This is a genomic window from Bacillus sp. AFS023182 (genome assembly GCF_002560575.1).
Lineage (GTDB): Bacteria > Bacillota > Bacilli > Bacillales > Bacillaceae_G > Bacillus_A > Bacillus_A arachidis.
In genome coordinates, this window is record NZ_NTRO01000004.1 from 71,219 (window position 1) to 90,813 (window position 19,595).

The window sequence follows — 19,595 nt, forward strand, 5'->3', positions numbered from 1 at the left end:
GTTTCTTGTGCTAGCAAACAATTCACTACATATTTCTACAAATTATGCTATTATTATAGCTATTGTATATTGAAGAGGTGATTAGATGTTAAAGATTGGATCTCATGTTTCTATGAGTGGTAAGAAAATGTTATTAGCAGCAAGTGAAGAGGCTGTTTCATACGGTGCGACAACGTTTATGATTTATACAGGTGCACCGCAAAATACGAGAAGAAAACCAATTGAAGATTTGAATATAGAAGCAGGACGAAGACATATGGAACTGAGTGGCATCGAAGAAATTATTGTCCATGCACCTTATATTATTAATGTCGGTAATACGATAAAACCTGAAACATTCCAATTAGGTGTGGACTTCCTTCGTTTGGAAATTGAAAGAACGGAAGCGCTAGGGGTAGCGAAACAAATTGTACTTCATCCGGGAGCTCATGTTGGTGCGGGTGCTGATGCTGGTATTGCTCAGATTATTAAAGGGTTGAATGAAGTGTTAACACCAGAACAAACAGTGAATATTGCATTAGAAACAATGGCTGGAAAAGGTACAGAATGTGGGCGTAGTTTTGAAGAAATTGCAAAAATTATCGAAGGCGTTAAATATAACGAAAAACTATCTGTATGCTTCGATACATGTCATACACATGATGCAGGTTATGACATTGTTAACGATTTTGACGGCGTACTAAATGAATTTGATAAGATTGTTGGAATTGACCGCTTGCAAGTGTTGCATATTAACGATAGTAAAAATGTACGCGGAGCTGGAAAAGACCGTCATGAAAACATTGGTTTCGGTCATATTGGATATAAAGCGTTGCACTACATTGTGCACCACCCGCAACTAAAGCATGTACCGAAAATTCTTGAAACGCCGTATGTAGGTGAAGATAAGAAAGATAAAAAACCACCATATAAGTTTGAGATTGAAATGTTAAAGAATGGTTCATTTGATGAAAATCTTCTAGAGAAGGTTAAAGAACAGTAAGGAGGGGAATTTTCCCTCCTTATTTTAATAGTTTCTGGAATAACGTATTGATTTGTTGAGCAGTAGATGGAGAAGTTACTTTAGCAATCTTTTTCAAAAGTTCTAGTCTTTCTCCCGTATCATAAATATTGATGTTTTTTCCTTTTATTAAAGGGACAATTTGTTCAGCTTGTTCAGTTGTAATGGAAACTCCATATTCTGTACTATATTTTAATAATTCTTTTGTGGTCATGTGATTTAATTTTTTGTTTACAATGTGCTTGATAAGGTTCATGATGTCGTCCTCCTTCAGTGGTTCTTATACCGAAATATATGTGTAGGATGCTTGTGTATATTCACACTCTAATTGCTTTTTAAAAAGAAAAAGGGGAGTGTGTTATAATAGAAGAATGAAACTGCATATAGAATGTATAAGGAGGGCGTATGGAGAAAAAACAACATCGAAAAGAAAGTGTTATTCATTTATTGTATCGTTTAGTTATGATTGTTTTTGGAGCGGCATGTGCTGCGGTAGCCATTGAATTATTTTTAATACCGAATAAAATTATTGATGGCGGTATTATCGGTATTTCCCTCATACTAGATTACCTTACACCAAACATTTGGTGGTTAAGTTTCTCTACTTTAGTTGTCATCCTCAATTTACCGTTCATGTATTCCGGATATAAACAAATTGGGAAAACCTTCATGTTATCTTCTGCTTTTGCGATTGTGGCTTTAGCTTTTATAGAGTCAACATTACATTCTATTAAACCATTTACGACTGAACCCATTTTAGCGACTGTTTTTGGAGGGCTTATTTTAGGGCTTGGTGTAGGGCTTGTTATTAGACACGGTGGCTCATTAGACGGAACAGAAATTATGGGGATTTTATTAACGAAAAAATTACCGTTTTCTGTCGGTGAATTTGTTATGTTTGTGAATTTATTTGTTTTTGCTTGGGCGGCATTTGTATTTGGTGTTGAACAGGCGATGTATTCCGTTATGACATACTATATTGCATTTAAAACAATTGATACGGTTATTCAAGGGTTGGATGAGACGAAAGCAGTACTGATTGTATCAGATCAGTATGAAGAAGTATCAAATGCCATTTTACACCGCCTTGGTCGTGGGACAACTAAACTTGTTGCTAAGGGTGGTTATACGGATAAAGAAAAAGAAGTAATTTATGCTGTTGTTACACGTCTTGAGGTAACGAAATTAAAATCAATTGTTCATGAAATTGATGAAAATGCCTTTATTACAATTATGAGTACGCAAGAGACGAATGGTGGTAAATTTAAATCTGCTATTCATTAAAAGCGGATGTTCAAAAACGAAAAGGAAAGAGAGCTAATCGGTTTTGAAATATGAAAAAATGTGATAGTTATCTTTGTTGTGGTTTTTAAATAGTCTTAAAAAGCAGAGAGATTTTCTCTGCTTTTTGTTATAATAATAAGGTCGCCCTAAAACATATTCTTTATTTTAGGGCAGATTGGTTTACAACTATAATAAGCTATACTATAATTCAAGTAGGAATAAATCGGAATCATTCTGAATTAAAATAGGTGAGATGCTATGAATAATATATTGGAAATCGAAGGATTGACATTTCGATATGAAGAGCGAAATGTACTAGAAGATATTAATTTGCAAGTTCCGCAGGGAGCTTTTTTAGGTTTGGTTGGGCCGAATGGATCTGGTAAATCGACCTTGCTAAAATGTATATTAGGTGTTTTGAAACCGAAAAAGGGAAGTGTTCGGTTATTCGATGTTGATAGCAAAAAATTTAAAGATTGGAACAAGGTTGGCTATGTATCTCAAAAGGCAAACAGCTTTAATTCTGGTTTTCCAGCGACTGTATTTGAAGTTGTTTCAATGGGACTGGTTTCTAAAAGAGGATTGTTTCGCTTCTTAACAAAAGACGATAAAGCGAAAGTAGCTAAGGCAATCGCAGACGTAGGGATGCGTGAATTTCAAAATCGTAACATCGGAGAGCTTTCCGGTGGACAACAGCAACGTGTATTTATTGCGCGTGCGCTTGTAAGTAACCCAGAATTACTGATTTTGGACGAGCCTACAGTGGGTATCGATGTAAAGAGTGTGGAGAGTTTTTATGAGATACTAGAAGATTTAAATAAAAAACTAGGGATCACACTGATACTCGTTACACATGATATGGGGGCTGTAACAGAGAAAGTGACGCATGTTGCATGTTTAAATCAACATTTACATTTCCATGGAAACGTTGAGAAATTCCGAGAGTTAGAAGATGCAGAAATGTCGATTTTATATGGACATCATGTTCATCGTTTAGAGCATGATCATGAGCATCACGGGAGGATATAATGATACAGGATTTTTTACAATATGATTTTTTACGTAATTCTTTATACGCTGGTATTTTAATAGGGCTGGTTGCCCCATTAATCGGTGTATTTGTTGTAATTCGCCGTATGTCACTGATTGCAGATGCGTTAAGCCATGTGACATTATCGGGAATTGCTGCAAGTTTATTGCTTGAAAAAACCATTTTTACAGGTGGATTTTTAAATCCGTTATATATGGGGATGATTTTTTCGATAGGTGGAGCGCTATTAATCGAAAAGTTACGTACTGTATATAAACATTACCAAGAATTAGCGATTCCGATTATTCTTTCAGCTGGGATGGGAATTGGAGTTATTTTCATTTCGCTTGCTAATGGATTTAATACGGATTTATTTAGTTACTTATTTGGTAGCGTTAGCGCTGTAACAAGCACAGATTTAATTCTTATTGGTATTGTAGCAATCGTAGTTATTGCAACGATTATTCTACTATATAAAGAGTTATTTTTATTATCATTTGATGAGGAATATGCTGTATCAACAGGGCTTGGTGCGAAGTGGATCCACTTTGTTTTTATTATTTTAGTTGCGCTTGTTATAGCGATATCGATGCGAGTTGTTGGGGTTCTTCTTGTATCATCTTTAATGACGTTACCAGTTGCCGCAAGTATCCGCATCGCAAAAGGATTTAAACAAGCGATTTTCTTTTCCATTTTATTTGGTGAAATTTCTGTGATAGGTGGACTGTTTACTTCTTATCAGCTTGATTTAGCTCCAGGTGGTACAATTGTTATGCTAGCAGTTCTTATTTTAATCGGTGCAATCTTATGGAAGAAGAAAAAAACTGCATAAAGTAGGGATAGTTATGAATCTGACAGAAGCTTTACGCCTTATGAAAGAAAAAGGCTATAAACATACTGGAAAAAGGGAAGAAATGTTGCGGTTATTTGCGGCTCATAATCGTTATTTAACCGCAAAGGACGTTTTAGAGCATATGAAGGATGATTATCCAGGACTAAGTTTTGATACAATCTATCGTAATTTAACAGTATTTGCTGAAATTGGTGTTTTAGAACAAACAGAACTAAATGGGGAGAAACATTTCCGATTTACATGTTCAATTATGGAACATCATCATCATTTTATTTGTTTGGATTGTGGTGGGACAAAAGAAATTACTTCTTGTCCAATGGATTTTATGAATAAAGATTTTAAAGGGTACGAGGTAACGGGGCATAAGTTTGAAATATATGGTCGTTGCCCGAAGTGTACAAAATAAAGGCTCGTCAGTTTTGAAACTGACGAGCTTTTATTTTTAGTTTCACTACTAAGGTATAATAAAAAGGCTGCTGGTAATATCCAGACAGCCGTTTTTATTATTGCTCTTGTTTTTCTTTTTCTTGATTCGCAGCCATTTCAGCAGCAATTACATCAATTTCTTTTTTGAGTTCTTCTACCATTGTTTCTTCTGGTACTTTACGTACGACTTTTCCTTTACGGAATAATAAACCTTCTCCACGTGCGCCAGCGATACCGATATCAGCTTCACGAGCTTCACCAGGTCCGTTTACTGCGCATCCAAGTACAGCGACTTTAATCGGTACTTTCAGTGTAGAGATATATTCTTCTACTTCATTTGCGATGCTGATAAGGTCAATCTCAATGCGACCGCATGTTGGGCAAGAAATAAGTGTTGCAGCGTTCGATGCAAGACCGAATGATTTTAACAATTCACGAGCAACTTTAACTTCTTCAACAGGATCAGCACTTAATGAAATACGAAGTGTATTTCCGATACCCTTACTTAAGATCGCACCCAGACCAGCGGCGCTTTTTACTGTCCCAGCAAATAGTGTTCCAGATTCTGTAATGCCTAGATGTAATGGATAATCAAAAGCACGAGCTGCTTTTTCGTATGCTTCAATAGCTAAGTTAACATCAGAGGCTTTCATCGATACGATAATATCGTGGAAATCTAAGTCCTCTAAAATTTTAATGTGATGCAAGGCACTTTCAACCATACCATCAGCAGTAGGATAGCCATATTTTTCTAAAATGTGGCGTTCTAATGAGCCAGCATTTACACCAATACGAATTGGAATACCGCGTTCTTTCGCTGCATTTACAACAGCTTCTACTTTATGGCGACGGCCGATGTTTCCTGGATTGATACGTACCTTATCAATGCCACCTTCAATTGCTTTTAAAGCAAGACGATAATCAAAATGAATATCAGCAACAAGTGGGATGTTAATTTGTTTTTTAATATCAGCAATCGCATTTGCTGCGCGTTCGTCTGGGACAGCAACGCGGACAATTTGACAACCCGCTTCTTCTAACCGTTTGATTTCAGCAACGGTTGCTTCTACATCATGCGTTTTCGTTGTTGTCATACTTTGTATAATTAATTCATTATTACCGCCAATTGTTAAATTACCGACTTTAACAGGACGTGTTTTTGTACGATGAGTCATTTCATTCACGAATAGATCGCTCTCCTTATAAAAGAAGTTTCTTATTTTTCCTTCCATATCAAAAATAGTATATGTGATATGGAACGATAGAAACCTATATGCTCGGTTTCACTTTTACTATTGTATCAGCGCCTTTATGTAATTGACAAGGATTAAGTGATGATTCACTGATATAACGGGAATTTGTAAGATTTCCCGATTTGAATTTTTGTAGAAGATGTATTTGTATTTAATTGTTTAAAATCATCGATTACATTTTCAATAGAAGGAATCTTTCTCTTGTTAATTGCTTCTGTAATGGATAAAACAGTATCTCCTGTTTTTACTTCAATTGCTTTATATTGTATATTTGTTTCTTTTTTGGATTTTGTATCTACGTTTTCTTTTTTTACAGTTTGAGTAGCTGTTGTTTTTTTGTATGAACTTAACATTGGTAAAGTACCAATTTTAATATCATAATAAAACACGTAACCGAGAACAAGCACAAGTAAGAGTGCGCTAAGTCTCTTCATATTCCTCACTCCTTTGTTAGGAAATATATGCTTGTCCAAAAAAAAAATGCCAAAATGGCATTTTTTTATAGTTCGTGTTTTTCTTTAGGTTTTGGTATTTCTTTAATTGTTAAGTACAGAACAATTAAAATGATAGCAGTGTATAGAAGGAATGACCATGGTACATTTACCTTTAGTAAATCCATAATCATAAAGAAAATTGTCGGGATTGTATAGCTGTAAGCTGTTAATGTCCAAACTTGTTTGTAAGATAATTTTCGTTGACCAACCATGGCTGAACCAATGAAGGCTAAAATTGTTGTGCCTAGGAACGAAATAAATAATTGGATCAAGTAAATGGCTATTCCAACGCCGAACATGAGAAACGGATAAATATTATCAATGGCTGATACAATATTCTGTATATCTTTTTTCTCAAATGTACCATTACCGAAATCGCTATAAGACTGAATTTGTGTTTGGTTGTTATTAGTAGATACAACTTTATCTTTTAAAACGAATACACCTTGTTTATTTGCATATGCATTTGTATCTGTCGCATTAGGGTCAAATACGAAAACAAAATTCCCATCTTCTTTTATAATGGGTTCTTTGATGTCGGCATGAAGTTCACCGTTTTCAATTTTAAAATCCGGAAGGTCCTTTTCAATTGATTGGTGTACAGTAGAAACGACATCTTGTACGAAATTTCCAAATATAAAAGTTTTTGGAATCGTTGCAATTAAACATAATAACATGATAAACAGAATTGTTTTCCCGATTTTTTGAAAACGAAAAAGTGCCATGTCTTTTGGCGAATATAAACTTTTTACTAGCTGCGTAAATATGGACATGTATCCACTTCCTTTGCTATATGTATGAAAGATTGATGCATAAAATCATTGTAACGTACGAATCTGGAGAATCACAAGCTATATCACACGAAATAAGGTTAATACTTCAGTAATTTGGCTATATAGAGAGGAATTACTACTAATAAAATTTTTCTTTATATGGGAGAAATCATCCGGCTATGCATAGAGGTGATCGCATTCTTTTCTTGCCTTGTACGAAGGGAGAAAACGAGTGTAGGTTACTTTTTGTATCTCGTAGCAGGGGGGATGTCGAAAAATCAAAATGGATTCATATAATTATTCGCTTGCAGTAAGATAGCTCTTTAAGATTCGAAAAGGTAAAAATACAATTGACACTTTTCTTTTTTATATGGTAAATTTATCTTACATTTCTTAATCGATATATCTTACGATTTTTAGCTTTTATGAATGTTCAGTGGAGATTTGGTGGTACAATCTCAAATTTAGCCACCGCTGTATACATAATTCTGGACCCTTAGCTCAGCTGGTTAGAGCAGACGGCTCATAACCGTCCGGTCGTAGGTTCGAGTCCTACAGGGTCCATATCCATTTCACATGTTTATCATGTAGACAAGAAGCTTCCTTAATAGAAGGAAGCTTTTTTGACGAAATATATGAGCATTTTGTTTGAAAAGAAATGGGAATTTTGCTACGTTATTGATAGCAAGACAATGTGATTTAATTTGTTTTCACCCTATTGTAAATAGGGTAAAATGAAGTTGTATGCCAAGTGATTTTAGGCAATACATAAAATGGGAGGAATGTAACAATGGCGAAACATGAATTACCAAATTTACCTTATGCGTATGATGCTTTAGAACCTCACTTTGATAAAGAAACAATGAACATCCATCATACAAAACATCACAATACTTACGTAACAAACTTAAACGCTGCATTAGAGGGTCATGCAGAACTAGCTGACAAAAGTGTTGAAGAATTAGTTGCAAACTTAAACGAAGTACCAGAAGCAATTCGTACTGCAGTACGTAACAATGGTGGCGGACATGCGAACCACACTTTCTTCTGGACAATTCTATCTCCAAACGGTGGTGGACAGCCTGTAGGTGAACTTGCAGCAGCAATTGAAGCGAAATTCGGTAGCTTCGATGCATTCAAAGAAGAATTCGCAAAAGCTGGTGCAACTCGCTTCGGTTCTGGTTGGGCTTGGTTAGTAGTAAATAATGGTGAGCTAGAAGTAACAAGCACTCCAAACCAAGATTCTCCTTTAACAGAAGGTAAAACTCCAGTTATTGGTTTAGACGTTTGGGAACATGCTTATTACTTACATTACCAAAACCGTCGTCCTGACTACATCGGTGCATTCTGGAACGTTGTAGACTGGAACGCAGCTGAAAAACGTTACCAAGAAGCTAAATAATATCGCGTATTCCGTTTCATATAAGTCGATATTGAAGAAGCTAGGGGAATATTCTCCTAGCTTTTTTGTATGCTTTCTTTTACATAATTGCGTCGGTCTTTGGAAGACTAGAACATGAAGTAAAGGAGAGTTATATATGAAGTGGAAACATGTAATTGGCGATGTCGAGGTGAACCGTGATTTAATATTGTTACTTGTAATGGGGGGATTATACACGCTCGCGATATCTTTATCCAACACGTTTGTTAACATTTATTTATGGAAGCAGACACAAAACTATGTGAACCTTGGTTTGTATAATTTAGCAAGCGTTGTTTTGCAGCCATTAACATTCCTTTTTGCAGGGAAATTGGCAAAGCGGATAGATCGTGCTATTTTACTGCGAGTAGGAGTTGGAACATTAGCGACTTTTTTTATTGTTGTTTTGCTTGCAGGAACGCATGCCTCACATTACATTTTATTACTTGGTGGTCTTCTTGGAATTGGATATGGTTTTTATTGGCTTGCATTCAATTTGTTGACGTTTGAGATTACGGAACCGGAAACGCGTGATTTTTTTAACGGTTTTCTTGGTCTTCTAACATCTTTCGCAGGAATGATTGGACCAATAACAGCAGGATATACAATTTCACGTATGGAAAAGTGGAGCGGCTATACAGTCATCTTTTTTCTTTCATTAACTTTATTTGCGATTGCTGTTGTTATAAGCTTCTTTTTATCGAAAAGAGAATGCGAAGGGCGTTATGAAATTGTTCAAGTTTTGAAAGAGCGGAAGATTGATAAAAACTGGGGAAGGATTACACGCGCACATTTCTTTCAAGGATTAAGGGAAGGAACGTTTATTTTTGTTATTTCTGTATATGTCTATTTAGCATCAGGAAGTGAATTTGCATTAGGGAAGTATAGTTTAGTCAATTCCGCTGTTTCATTTGTATGTTATTACTTAGTTGCACGTATGCTAAAAAAGGAATGGAGAAAAAAATCGATTTTACTTGGTGGAATTATTTTGTATGCCGTTGTATTTTTGGTTGTTTTTCATGTTACATATGTAAAATTACTCATTTATGCAGCATGTATCGCTATTGCGTATCCAATTTTGCTCGTTCCATACGGTTCTATGACATATGATGTAATTGGAAGAGCAAAGCAGGCGAGAGAGTGGCGTGTTGAGTATATTGTTGTACGAGAACTATGGCTGAACGGCGGGAGAATATGTTCCATTTTAAGCTTCTTATGTGCAGTATCATTTTTTGCGCCAGAAAAAAGCTTACCTGTTTTATTATGTATTCTCGGCGCTGGACATTTACTTATTTATTTTGCTGTTAAAAATGTCAAATATGGGGAAGGAAATCTAAATAAGACAAGGGTTCCAGCATCTGAAACAACACAAAATCATACCGAACGAGAAGGTTAACTTCTTCTGAGTTTTATGCTAGAATAAAAAGACATGTAAAACAGCAGTGAGGACACCTATAACAAGGTGTCCCTTTCCTATTACATAGCTGTTGGTAGAGGGGGTTCGTATGAGTAAAAAGAAGAAAAAAAAGAAGACCCACGTTCCGTTCCGGCTTAACGTGTTGTTTTTTTGTGTGTTTTTAATGTTTTCAGCGATTATTGTAAAGCTTGGAATAGTACAAATTGTACATGGTGAAGATTATAAAAATGAGGTTGAAAAAAAAGAAAATTCAACAGTAAGTAATCCGGTTCCACGCGGGAAAATCTTTGACAGATATGGTCGACCGGTTGTGGACAATAATCCAGTTCGTACAATTACGTTTACAAGAATGAAAGGATCCACTTCGGAAGAACGTTTAGAGACAGCGAAAAAACTTGCTAAGCTAATAGAAGTATCGCCGGATAAATTAACAGAACGTGATAAAAAAGATTATTGGCTTTCTTTACACGAAAAAGAAGCAAAAGAAAAGATTACAAAGAAAGACCAAGCGGAATTTAAAGCAAAGAAAATTGATGATAAAGAAATGGCAGAGCGTCAGCGTAATCGCGTGACAGAGGAAGAAATAAATCAGTTAACAGCGGAAGATTTAGAAATACTTGCGATTAAGAGTAAAATGGACGGCGGATATGCAATGACGCCGCAAATTATAAAAAAAGATGTAACACCACAAGAATATGCAATTATCAGTGAAAATTTAGCGTTGTTACCAGGTATAGATACGACAGTTGATTGGGACCGTAAATACACTTATGATGACATGTTCCGCAGTGTACTTGGTGGTGTAACAAGCTCAGATGAAGGATTGCCAAGGGAAAGACTAGATTATTTCCTTGTTAGGGACTATAACCGTAATGACCGCGTCGGTAAAAGTTACATTGAACAGCAATATGAGGATACGCTTCACGGTACAAAAGCAGAAGTGCGAAATATTACAGATAAAGACGGAAATATTTTAGAAACGATAAATGTATCTAAAGGGCAACGAGGAAATGACCTAAATTTAACAATTGATATGGAATTGCAAAAACGTGTAGAAGAAATTCTTGAAAAGAACTTAATGAAATATCAAGGTGCAGAACCTCTCTTAGATCGTGCATTTGTTGTGATGATGAATCCGAAAAATGGCGAAGTGTTATCTATGGCTGGAAAACAGCTCGTAGAAGAAGATGGAAAAAAAGAAGTGAAAGACTATGCATTAGGAACAATGACAAGTTCCTATCCGATGGGTTCAACTGTAAAAGGTGCAACAGTGCTTACCGGATATCAAACAGGAGCAATTCAACCTGGAACAGTATTACTAGATGAACCAATTAAATTAAAAGGTACACCAATAAAATCTTCTTGGAAAACGATGGGCTCTATTGATGACCTTACCGCTTTGAAAATGTCATCTAACGTATACATGTTTAAAACAGCCATGAATATTGCTGGAGTACCATATGTTAGAGGTGGTACATTAGATATTAAGAAAAAAGCATTTGAGGATATGCGTTATTATTTCAGTCAGTTTGGTCTTGGAGTAAAAACAGGTATTGACTTACCGAATGAAACAGCAGGACTTAAAGGTCCAGAATATACGCCTGGTTTCTTATTAGACTTAGCAATTGGACAGTATGATAACTATACACCACTTCAGCTTGCACAATATGTATCTACAATTGCAAACGGTGGTTATCGTATGCAACCACAAGTTGTAAAAGAAATTCGTCAACCAACCTCGAAACCAGATGAAGTTGGAAAAGTAATTGAATCGATGGAACCGAAAGTATTAAATCGTGTTGATATGCCTGAAGAACAAATTAAGCGTGTGCAAGAAGGATTTAGACAAGTGTTCAATGAACAGGGGGGCACTGGGACAAGATACTTTACTGGTGCACCATATAAAGCTGCTGGAAAAACTGGAACAGCTCAGATACCTTACGGCGGTGATAAAGCAATTGGAAGAGATGCAAATGGTCAGCGCAAAATCATTTATAACTTAACGTTAGTAGGTTATGCACCGCTGGATAATCCAGAAGTGGCGTTCTCTGTTGTTGTTCCATGGGTACATGATGATAAAACTGGTATTAATGGATACATTGGTCGTGAAATTATGGATGCTTACTTTGAATTGAAAAAACAAGAAGTTACAGGGGAAGCACCGAAGAATAAAGAAGAAGAATAAAAATATGTGAATTTGGCACACTATCTCAAAAGATAGTGTGCTTTTTTTTGTATTTTGTGCATAGAGTTTAGTAATTGTGGACGAGCATATCATATATACAAAATTCGGTGCTGAAAAATGAACTTTCTCATAGTATGACCGGTCATATATTTACTTTTGAGAAAAGAAGTAAATAAGAGAAAGGAGCATCGTATCCTTCACATTAAGTTGAACTTTACAAAACTTTTACAAATTATTAAAACCGAATTAATAGTTAGGCAGTATTCTTATATCTGTAATCCTGTTACTTCGGGATACTTCTAGGAGGACTACACGTGAAGTGGACAAGAAAATGTATCAAGATTTTATCAATATCGACATGTTTTATGTTTTCTGATGTGTCTACTTCATCCGCTGCTAATGATGTGAGGGAAGTGAGAGTTGATGGATCCTCAACCGTCTTTCCTATTATGGAAGCGATAGCGGAAGAATACTCAAAAAAAGAACCACGTGTAAAAATTTCTATTAGTATATCTGGGACAGGAGGAGGATTCCATCGTTTTGGAAAAGGTGAAGTGGATATAAATAATGCTTCACGTAAGATGAAACAAGTAGAAGAAGATTTTATGAGAAAAAACTCCATCCAGTTTACACCATTTGAAATTGCTTATGATGGCCTCACAATCATTGTGAATCGTCAAAATACATGGGTAGATAATATGACAATAGAAGAATTACGTCTATTATGGAGTGAAAATGGGAAAACGAAACGATGGTCACATATTCATCCGAAATGGCCGCATGAAGAGGTACAATTTTATGCACCGGGTGTTGATTCGGGTACTTATGATTATTTTCAAAGTGTTGTCCTGCAAGACAACCGCCTTGCAAAAACAACTTCTTTATCTGAAGACGATCAAGTCATTATGCAAGGGGTAATGAATGATAAAAATGCAATTGCATTTGTGGGATACGCGTATTATATGGCAAATCGAGATAAGGTAAAAGCTATAAAGGTAAACGGTGTACTACCAACGAAAGAAACCATTCAATCTGGTGTTTATAAACCATTGTCTAGGTCACTGTTTGCTTATGTAAATCATGCTTCGATTCGAAATAAAAGTAGTGTGGCAGAGTATATGACATTTATGATGCAACATGCGGGTAGTCTTGCTGAAGAAGTCGGATATGTTAAGTTACCGCAAAAGAAATATAGTGAACAGCTGCGAATGTTAACAGAAATAAAAAGATAATGTCAGGGTGGAAAGGGGTTTTCATCTTTGGCTCGAAATGACAAAAGTCAAATTACATTTTCTGTGCAACATTTGATTGAAAGAAATACAATCAAAAGAAAGAAAACGCAGCGAATCAATCAAATAGTTCCATTACTATTAAAGGCAATTGCTAGTGTATCTATTATAACAACGATCGGCATTATCGTTACACTAGCGAATGAAACGATTATGTTTTTTCGTGAAATACCAATGTATTCTTTTTTCACTGAAAAAGAATGGTTACCATTTTTTGAAGAACCTAAGTTTGGGATACTTCCCCTTATATGTGGGACCGTACTTGTAACAACAATTGCGATGATAGTAGCTATTCCAATTGGATTAGGATGTGCCGTATTTTTAAATGAATATGCTTCACCCTTTGTTAGAAAAATACTAAAGCCTATTTTAGAGCTATTAGCAGGTGTTCCTACAATAGTATATGGATTTTTTGCTTTAACAATCGTCACACCGGCCTTACAGCGTGTCATTCCAGATTTACAGTTCTTTAATGCAATTAGTCCAGGCATAGTTATAGGGATTATGATGGTCCCGACAATCGCTTCGCTTTCTGAAGATGCGATGAGGGCTGTATCTACAGGAATAAAAGAGGCTTCGCTTGGGCTAGGGGCAACGCGTTTTGAAACTGTGCGAAAGGTTGTGTTTCCAGCGGCGTTTACCGGTATTATGGCTGCAATCCTATTAGCGGCTTCACGTGCGATTGGTGAAACGATGATTGTTGTCGTTGCTGGAGGTTCAACTCCAAATGTATCGATAGATCCGACGCATTCGATTCAAACGTTAACGGCTTATATTGTGCAAGTAAGCTTAGGTGATGCTCCCCATGGAACGACCACGTACTACAGCATGTACGCTGTAGGAGCGACGTTACTCATGTTTACATTCATGATGAATATAATTTCGCAGCAGGTTATGCGCCGTTTTAGAAAGGTGATATAAGATGCGAATGCTGAATCATGAGAAAATAAAAGAAAATATGGTAATACGTTTTTGGAAGGATCAAATATATAAGGCAATTTCTTATATGACAATGCTATTCTCTATTTGCATACTAATTTTATTACTGTATCAAATCTTTGAAAAAGGTGTAAGTTACCTTTCGATAGATTTTCTTATGAACTTTGCTTCACGTAATCCAAAGCAAGCTGGTATTGCCGCTGCATTGTCAGGAACAATTTTATTTATGAGTATAGTAGTGCCGGTTTCCTTTGTATTTGGAGTAGGTACAGCTCTTTATTTAGAACATTATGCAAGGCAATCTGTATTCACAAGAATTGTAGAATTAAATATTCAAACATTAGCAGGTGTGCCATCGGTTGTGTTTGGATTGCTTGGTTTAACAATTTTTGTATACGGTCTTCAGTTAGGGGAGAGTATAATAACCGCAGCGTTTACGATGAGTCTTCTTGTATTACCAACTGTCGTTGTATCGAGTCAAGAAGCGATTCGTATGGTGCCGCGTTCTCTGTTAGAAGCTTCGTATGGCATTGGTGCTACAAAATGGCAAACAATGTATAAGATTGTATTGCCAACTGCCTTGCCAGGAATTTTAACGGGATGTGTTTTGGCCTTATCGAGAGCAATTGGAGAAGCAGCACCACTATTAGTCATTGGAGCGCTTGCTTTCGCTAATTATATCCCACTTAACATGTTTGATAGATTTACAGTTTTACCGATTCAAATTTTTAATTGGATGAGTAGACCGCAAGAGGAATTTCAGCATGTAGCAGCAGCCGGTATGATTGTTTTATTAGGATTGTTGCTTATTATGAATGCGGTTGTCTTATGGTTACGAAATCGTAAGTAGTGGATGAAAGGGGAATTCAAAATGGTAGCAACAGTAGTAAACGTACAGGTGAAAAATGAAACGAAAGTTGAATCAGCGGCGAAGAAGATTGTATTCGATACAAAAAACTTAAACTTATGGTATGGAGAAGATCATGCGTTAAAAGATGTTAATTTAAGTATTCATGAGAATGAAGTAACGGCAATTATTGGGCCGAGTGGTTGTGGAAAATCAACATATTTAAAAACATTAAATCGCATGGTAGAACTCGTACCTATCGTTCGCACGACGGGAGTCATTGAATATCGAGATCGAAATATTTTTGATAAGTCATATCCCGTTGAAGAACTACGTACGCATGTTGGAATGGTATTCCAAAAGCCGAACCCATTTCCGAAATCTATCTATGAAAATATTGCTTATGGTCCAAAGATTCATGGTATTCGTGATAAGAAAACACTTGATGAAATTGTTGAAAAAAGTTTACGTGGTGCCGCGATTTGGGATGAATTAAAAGATCGATTACATGATAACGCATACGGTTTATCTGGTGGACAACAACAGCGTTTATGTATCGCACGTTGTTTAGCAATTGAACCGGATGTAATTTTAATGGATGAACCGACATCAGCATTGGATCCGATTTCTACACTAAAAGTTGAAGAATTAATTCAAGAGTTAAAGAAAGATTTTAGTATTGTCATTGTAACGCATAATATGCAACAAGCAGCACGTATCTCTGATAAGACAGCTTTCTTCTTAAGTGGTGAGGTTGTTGAATATACAGATACAAACAAATTATTTACGACACCTACAGATAAACGAACAGAAGATTATATTACAGGACGATTTGGTTAATATGATCAGAGCAGCTTATATAAGAGTAAATGCCCCTCTTAAAAGGGGCATTTATCATTTTTTATGTATGTAATAAATAAAGGGGGAAGAAACATGGTAAGGGAGCAATTTCATTATGATCTACAAACATTGCAGCAAAAGGTAATTGAACTTGGAGAATTGGCAGGAGAAGCTCTTTCTCGTTCTATGGAAGGGCTTCAGAAGAGAGATGTAGAAACGGCGTTGGAAGTCATTGATGGTGATTATCGCATGGATAATTTAGAAGAAGAAATTAATGACCTAGCACTTATGTTAATTACAAAGCAGCAACCTGTTGCAAGCGATTTGCGAAGAATTTTTGTTTCGATTAAAACAGCGACGGATTTAGAGCGTATTGCAGATCATGCCGTAAATATTGCTAAATCAACAATTCGGCTCGGAGAAAAAGATGTATCTGTCAGTTTGCACAATCTAGAACAGATGTTTACGATTGCTACGGATATGTTAAATTTATCGTTAGAAGCATATCAAGAAGAAAATTTAACCTTTGCAAAACAAATTGCGGAATTGGACGATTCTGTTGATGAAATATACGGGAGAGCGATTCGAGAATTTATTTCCTCTATCCCTGAACATCCTGAGGCGATTACGCAAATTACACAATTATCTTTTATTGCACGTTACATTGAGCGTGTAGCAGATCACATTACAAATATTGCCGAGAATGTTTTTTATTTGGTGAAAGGGAAACATTATTTGTTAAATGAATAGGAAGAAAATATCAGCAAGTGATGAGATATCGCTTGCTTTTTTAGTCAAAACATGACAAAAAAGGCTCGTTGTCTTGTTTTATTTATGATGATAAGATGTATCATAATGCGATATGGAAAAATGAAACAATATAGGTGGTATTTGTTTATTTGGCTGTTATAGGAGAGTAAAATTCTTACTACTTAGTAAAGCCCGATTTGTGAAGATGAATAATTAGTGAAGGAGGAGAATTGATTGAAGTTTCGCTTTATGATTTTCTCTTATTAAATTAATAAGTAAGCGCTTACTATTAATTTGATAAGAGAAAAGGTTAATTTCTACATAAGTGACATACATATGGTATACAAGATCGTTCAACATTATAAAAGTGGAGGATGAATGTATATGAAGGGGGTTATTTTAGCTGGAGGGAAAGGAAAGCGTCTTAGGCCGTTAACATGCAATCTTCCAAAGCCGATGTTACCATTACTTGAAAAACCAGTTATGGAATATAATATTGAGTTACTAAGGCGGCATGGTATTCATGAGATTGCAATTACAGTTCAATATATGGGTGCGGCTATTAAGAGATATTTTGGTGATGGGAGTAAATGGGGAGTAAAGTTACACTACTTCGAAGATTCACCACCACTTGGTACAGCAGGGAGTATTAAGCAAGCAGAATCGTTTTTAGATGAGCCATTTGTTGTAATTAGTGGAGATGCATTGACAGATTTTAACTTGTCGAAAGGAATTGAATTTCATAAGTGTAGGGGTAGACTAGTTACGATGTTCGTGAAGGAAGTGGAAAACCCACTGTCATTTGGTTCAGTTGTTATGAATAGAGAGCATGAAATTATGCGTTACATGGAAAAGCCAAGTTGGAATGAAGTGATTTCCAATATTGTAAATACAGGAATTTATATTATGGACCCCGGAATTTTTTCTTATATTTCATCAGCACAATTTTTTGACTTTAGTCAGCATGTATTTCCACAGTTAGAAAATAAAAAAGTGCTTTTTGGATATGAAGCGGAAGGTTATTGGTTAGATATTGGTACGTTAGATCAATATCGGCAGGCTCAGTTTGACTTACTTACAAAGAAAGTACGGGTACCGATTTCTTATACGGAAGTACTACCGATGGTTTGGATGGGAGAAGGAGTAACGATTGAAAAGGGAACAAAAATACAAGGACCGTCTTTTATCGGAGAAGGGGCAACTATTGGGGCAGGGGTGATCATTGATCCTTATTCAATTATCGGTAAGCAATGCACTATATCGGACCGCGCGAATCTTCAAAAAAGTATTATTCTTGCTCATACACATGTAGGAAAACGTTGTGAGCTATTAGAGGCTACCGTTGGAGAAAACACAATGATCAAAGATGATGTTACTTTATTTGAGAAAAGTGTGGTAGCAGATCATTGTCAGATTGGAAAAAATACAGTGATACAACAAAATGGAAAACTATGGCCGGGTAAAGTTATTGATAGTCACTCGATTATTGCTTCGTCAGGAATCACTGAAAATGAAAAAACATCAGGTTGGTTACAAAAAAGTAGGGTGGTCGGCAGAGGGAATATAGAAATGACACCTCAATTTGTTGTAAAAGTAGCAATGGCATATGGTTCTCTTTTTTCGAAAGGGGAGCGCATATTAGTTGGAGGATATAGGGATGTAGAAATTGATATTTTTAAAAAGTTATTTCTACATGCAATTCATGGGGTTGGCTTGTATACGATGGAATGTCAAGAGATGAACGATTCGGCTTTTCGATATGCAATTCATGAGTTCGGGTGTACCGGAGGCGTTTTTATTCACTTTGAACAAGAAGAAGGAATTGTCATTCAACTCTATGGTAAAGAAGGTATACGGCTATCGTATAAACAACAAAAAGAATTGGAACACTTGTATACGTCAGAAGCATTTCATTACGTGTATGATAAAGAAATAGGACGAAATGAAACGGTACATATTTGTTTAGAAAAATATGTTGAATCTGTTTTAGCGTCTTTAGATATCGAAACGATACAGAAGCAAACATTTCACCTTCTTATTAATAAAAGAGATGAAATGTTTCAGTCCCTACTTATATCCTTCTTGCAAAAGCTAGGTTGTACAATTACATGGGTTCATGCTAGTGAAAAAAAAGAACATGTTAAATTGTTAATGAAATCAAGTAGGGCTCATATGGCTCTTATGTTTTATGAACAAGGGAATAATTTTGAATTATACGACAATCATGGTGGGATTTACCAAAGTGTGAATTGTGAAGAAATCGACGTACCTGATTTATTACTTGAGACAACAGAAAGTGTTTATCCATTATCATTAAAATTAGGAGAGTGCTATCTTCTTTTTTATATGTATGGTGAACAAAGTGAATCTCAGATGAGATGGCAGCAAGATAGTTTATATCGAATTGGAAAATTATTTGAACTAATTGCTCGTCAAGGAAATACATTGTTGACGATGTTAGAGCAATCGCCACCCCTTTACTTATTATGTGATGAAGTTGTTTGTTCGTGGAAAGAAAAAGGGAAAGTAATGGGAATGTTATTGCAAGATATGGAAAAAAGGGAGGTCGAAGTATTAGAGGGAATTCAATTTAAATATACGGAAAAAGAGTGGTCTTATATTGTTTCTGATGCAAAACATCCCAAATTTCTTGTATATTCACATGCGAGAAATCCAGTAATAGCAAAGGAAAATATGAAAACTCTTATAGAAAAGATTAGACAATATCAAAAGGTGTAGAATTTTTGTTTTAAAAGTGGTATTATAGTATAGTCTGATTTAAGTTATTAGTGACT

Annotated in this window: 18 protein-coding genes and 1 tRNA gene; 15 read left to right on the plus strand and 4 right to left on the minus strand. The window is 35.8% G+C overall.

Features of this window, described 5'->3' with window-relative positions; all coding sequences use genetic code 11:
- Positions 1–85 precede the first annotated feature (85 nt).
- On the plus strand, positions 86–982 hold the full coding sequence (locus tag CN288_RS02020; protein WP_026589906.1) for a deoxyribonuclease IV: 897 nt from the start codon (positions 86–88) through the stop codon (positions 980–982).
- 19 nt (positions 983–1,001) lie between these two features.
- Here CN288_RS02020 and CN288_RS02025 read toward each other — a convergent pair whose 3' ends face one another.
- On the minus strand, positions 1,002–1,256 hold the full coding sequence (locus CN288_RS02025; protein WP_026589907.1) for a DUF2624 domain-containing protein: 255 nt from the start codon (positions 1,254–1,256) through the stop codon (positions 1,002–1,004).
- A 149-nt stretch (positions 1,257–1,405) separates the two neighbouring features.
- Here CN288_RS02025 and CN288_RS02030 point away from each other — a divergent pair, with 149 nt between their 5' ends.
- The 4 genes from CN288_RS02030 to CN288_RS02045 all read left to right on the plus strand — a co-directional run bounded on the left by CN288_RS02030 (position 1,406) and on the right by CN288_RS02045 (position 4,573).
- The gene (locus CN288_RS02030; protein ID WP_026589908.1) at positions 1,406–2,284 is read left to right on the plus strand and encodes a YitT family protein; all 879 of its coding nucleotides are present in this window, start codon (positions 1,406–1,408) and stop codon (positions 2,282–2,284) included.
- A gap of 258 nt (positions 2,285–2,542) precedes the next feature.
- A complete protein-coding gene (locus CN288_RS02035; protein WP_026589909.1) occupies positions 2,543–3,313 on the plus strand; it encodes a metal ABC transporter ATP-binding protein in 771 nt (256 codons plus the stop codon).
- Entirely contained in the window at positions 3,313–4,146 is an 834-nt protein-coding gene (locus tag CN288_RS02040) for a metal ABC transporter permease (protein ID WP_026589910.1), read from the plus strand. The genes CN288_RS02035 and CN288_RS02040 overlap by 1 nt, the downstream gene beginning before the upstream one ends.
- A 13-nt stretch (positions 4,147–4,159) precedes the next feature.
- On the plus strand, positions 4,160–4,573 hold the full coding sequence (locus CN288_RS02045) for a Fur family transcriptional regulator (RefSeq protein ID WP_026589911.1): 414 nt from the start codon (positions 4,160–4,162) through the stop codon (positions 4,571–4,573).
- 97 nt (positions 4,574–4,670) lie between these two features.
- Here the strand turns inward: CN288_RS02045 and ispG are convergent, their stop codons facing one another.
- The 3 genes from ispG to CN288_RS02060 form a co-directional block, all read right to left on the minus strand.
- The gene (ispG, locus tag CN288_RS02050) at positions 4,671–5,768 is read right to left on the minus strand and encodes a flavodoxin-dependent (E)-4-hydroxy-3-methylbut-2-enyl-diphosphate synthase (RefSeq protein ID WP_161785268.1); all 1,098 of its coding nucleotides are present in this window, start codon (positions 5,766–5,768) and stop codon (positions 4,671–4,673) included.
- A gap of 164 nt (positions 5,769–5,932) precedes the next feature.
- Positions 5,933–6,280, minus strand: a complete 348-nt coding sequence (locus tag CN288_RS02055) for a hypothetical protein (protein WP_090687509.1) — start codon at positions 6,278–6,280, stop codon at positions 5,933–5,935.
- Positions 6,281–6,345: 65 nt separating this feature from the next.
- A complete protein-coding gene (locus CN288_RS02060) occupies positions 6,346–7,113 on the minus strand; it encodes a DUF1189 domain-containing protein (RefSeq protein WP_098301767.1) in 768 nt (255 codons plus the stop codon).
- Between the two features lie 490 nt (positions 7,114–7,603).
- Between CN288_RS02060 and CN288_RS02065 the strand changes: the two genes are divergently transcribed.
- The 10 genes from CN288_RS02065 to CN288_RS02110 all read left to right on the plus strand — a co-directional run bounded on the left by CN288_RS02065 (position 7,604) and on the right by CN288_RS02110 (position 19,539).
- Positions 7,604–7,677 (plus strand) — tRNA-Ile (locus tag CN288_RS02065).
- A gap of 226 nt (positions 7,678–7,903) precedes the next feature.
- A complete protein-coding gene (gene sodA / locus CN288_RS02070; RefSeq protein ID WP_026589915.1) occupies positions 7,904–8,515 on the plus strand; it encodes a superoxide dismutase [Mn] in 612 nt (203 codons plus the stop codon).
- Between the two features lie 136 nt (positions 8,516–8,651).
- Positions 8,652–9,929 (plus strand): MFS transporter, encoded by a 1,278-nt coding sequence (locus CN288_RS02075; RefSeq protein WP_026589916.1) that lies wholly within the window; start codon positions 8,652–8,654, stop codon positions 9,927–9,929.
- A 109-nt stretch (positions 9,930–10,038) separates the two neighbouring features.
- A complete protein-coding gene (locus tag CN288_RS02080; RefSeq protein ID WP_098301768.1) occupies positions 10,039–12,135 on the plus strand; it encodes a peptidoglycan D,D-transpeptidase FtsI family protein in 2,097 nt (698 codons plus the stop codon).
- A gap of 314 nt (positions 12,136–12,449) precedes the next feature.
- Complete coding sequence (locus CN288_RS02085; protein ID WP_141527917.1) at positions 12,450–13,367, plus strand: PstS family phosphate ABC transporter substrate-binding protein; 918 nt, start codon at positions 12,450–12,452, stop codon at positions 13,365–13,367.
- Between the two features lie 27 nt (positions 13,368–13,394).
- A complete protein-coding gene (pstC, locus tag CN288_RS02090; protein ID WP_098301769.1) occupies positions 13,395–14,345 on the plus strand; it encodes a phosphate ABC transporter permease subunit PstC in 951 nt (316 codons plus the stop codon).
- Between the two features lies 1 nt (position 14,346).
- Positions 14,347–15,213, plus strand: coding sequence for a phosphate ABC transporter permease PstA (pstA, locus tag CN288_RS02095; protein ID WP_098301770.1), 867 nt, complete (start codon positions 14,347–14,349; stop codon positions 15,211–15,213).
- 21 nt (positions 15,214–15,234) lie between these two features.
- Positions 15,235–16,050, plus strand: a complete 816-nt coding sequence (gene pstB / locus CN288_RS02100; RefSeq protein WP_026589921.1) for a phosphate ABC transporter ATP-binding protein — start codon at positions 15,235–15,237, stop codon at positions 16,048–16,050.
- A gap of 93 nt (positions 16,051–16,143) precedes the next feature.
- Complete coding sequence (gene phoU / locus CN288_RS02105) at positions 16,144–16,800, plus strand: phosphate signaling complex protein PhoU (protein WP_026589922.1); 657 nt, start codon at positions 16,144–16,146, stop codon at positions 16,798–16,800.
- Between the two features lie 384 nt (positions 16,801–17,184).
- Positions 17,185–19,539 (plus strand): sugar phosphate nucleotidyltransferase, encoded by a 2,355-nt coding sequence (locus CN288_RS02110; protein ID WP_090687505.1) that lies wholly within the window; start codon positions 17,185–17,187, stop codon positions 19,537–19,539.
- Positions 19,540–19,595: the final 56 nt, after the last annotated feature.

What these genes read in the sequence shown, in the direction of transcription:
- CN288_RS02020 (WP_026589906.1), top strand. Translation starts at nt 86, where the DNA reads ATGTTAAAGATTGGATCTCATGTTTCTATGAGTGGTAAGAAAATGTTA.
- CN288_RS02025 (WP_026589907.1), bottom strand. Translation starts at nt 1,256, where the DNA reads ATGAACCTTATCAAGCACATTGTAAACAAAAAATTAAATCACATGACC.
- CN288_RS02030 (WP_026589908.1), top strand. Translation starts at nt 1,406, where the DNA reads ATGGAGAAAAAACAACATCGAAAAGAAAGTGTTATTCATTTATTGTAT.
- CN288_RS02035 (WP_026589909.1), top strand. Translation starts at nt 2,543, where the DNA reads ATGAATAATATATTGGAAATCGAAGGATTGACATTTCGATATGAAGAG.
- CN288_RS02040 (WP_026589910.1), top strand. Translation starts at nt 3,313, where the DNA reads ATGATACAGGATTTTTTACAATATGATTTTTTACGTAATTCTTTATAC.
- CN288_RS02045 (WP_026589911.1), top strand. Translation starts at nt 4,160, where the DNA reads ATGAATCTGACAGAAGCTTTACGCCTTATGAAAGAAAAAGGCTATAAA.
- ispG (WP_161785268.1), bottom strand. Translation starts at nt 5,768, where the DNA reads ATGACTCATCGTACAAAAACACGTCCTGTTAAAGTCGGTAATTTAACA.
- CN288_RS02055 (WP_090687509.1), bottom strand. Translation starts at nt 6,280, where the DNA reads ATGAAGAGACTTAGCGCACTCTTACTTGTGCTTGTTCTCGGTTACGTG.
- CN288_RS02060 (WP_098301767.1), bottom strand. Translation starts at nt 7,113, where the DNA reads ATGTCCATATTTACGCAGCTAGTAAAAAGTTTATATTCGCCAAAAGAC.
- sodA (WP_026589915.1), top strand. Translation starts at nt 7,904, where the DNA reads ATGGCGAAACATGAATTACCAAATTTACCTTATGCGTATGATGCTTTA.
- CN288_RS02075 (WP_026589916.1), top strand. Translation starts at nt 8,652, where the DNA reads ATGAAGTGGAAACATGTAATTGGCGATGTCGAGGTGAACCGTGATTTA.
- CN288_RS02080 (WP_098301768.1), top strand. Translation starts at nt 10,039, where the DNA reads ATGAGTAAAAAGAAGAAAAAAAAGAAGACCCACGTTCCGTTCCGGCTT.
- pstA (WP_098301770.1), top strand. Translation starts at nt 14,347, where the DNA reads ATGCGAATGCTGAATCATGAGAAAATAAAAGAAAATATGGTAATACGT.
- pstB (WP_026589921.1), top strand. Translation starts at nt 15,235, where the DNA reads ATGGTAGCAACAGTAGTAAACGTACAGGTGAAAAATGAAACGAAAGTT.
- phoU (WP_026589922.1), top strand. Translation starts at nt 16,144, where the DNA reads ATGGTAAGGGAGCAATTTCATTATGATCTACAAACATTGCAGCAAAAG.
- CN288_RS02110 (WP_090687505.1), top strand. Translation starts at nt 17,185, where the DNA reads ATGAAGGGGGTTATTTTAGCTGGAGGGAAAGGAAAGCGTCTTAGGCCG.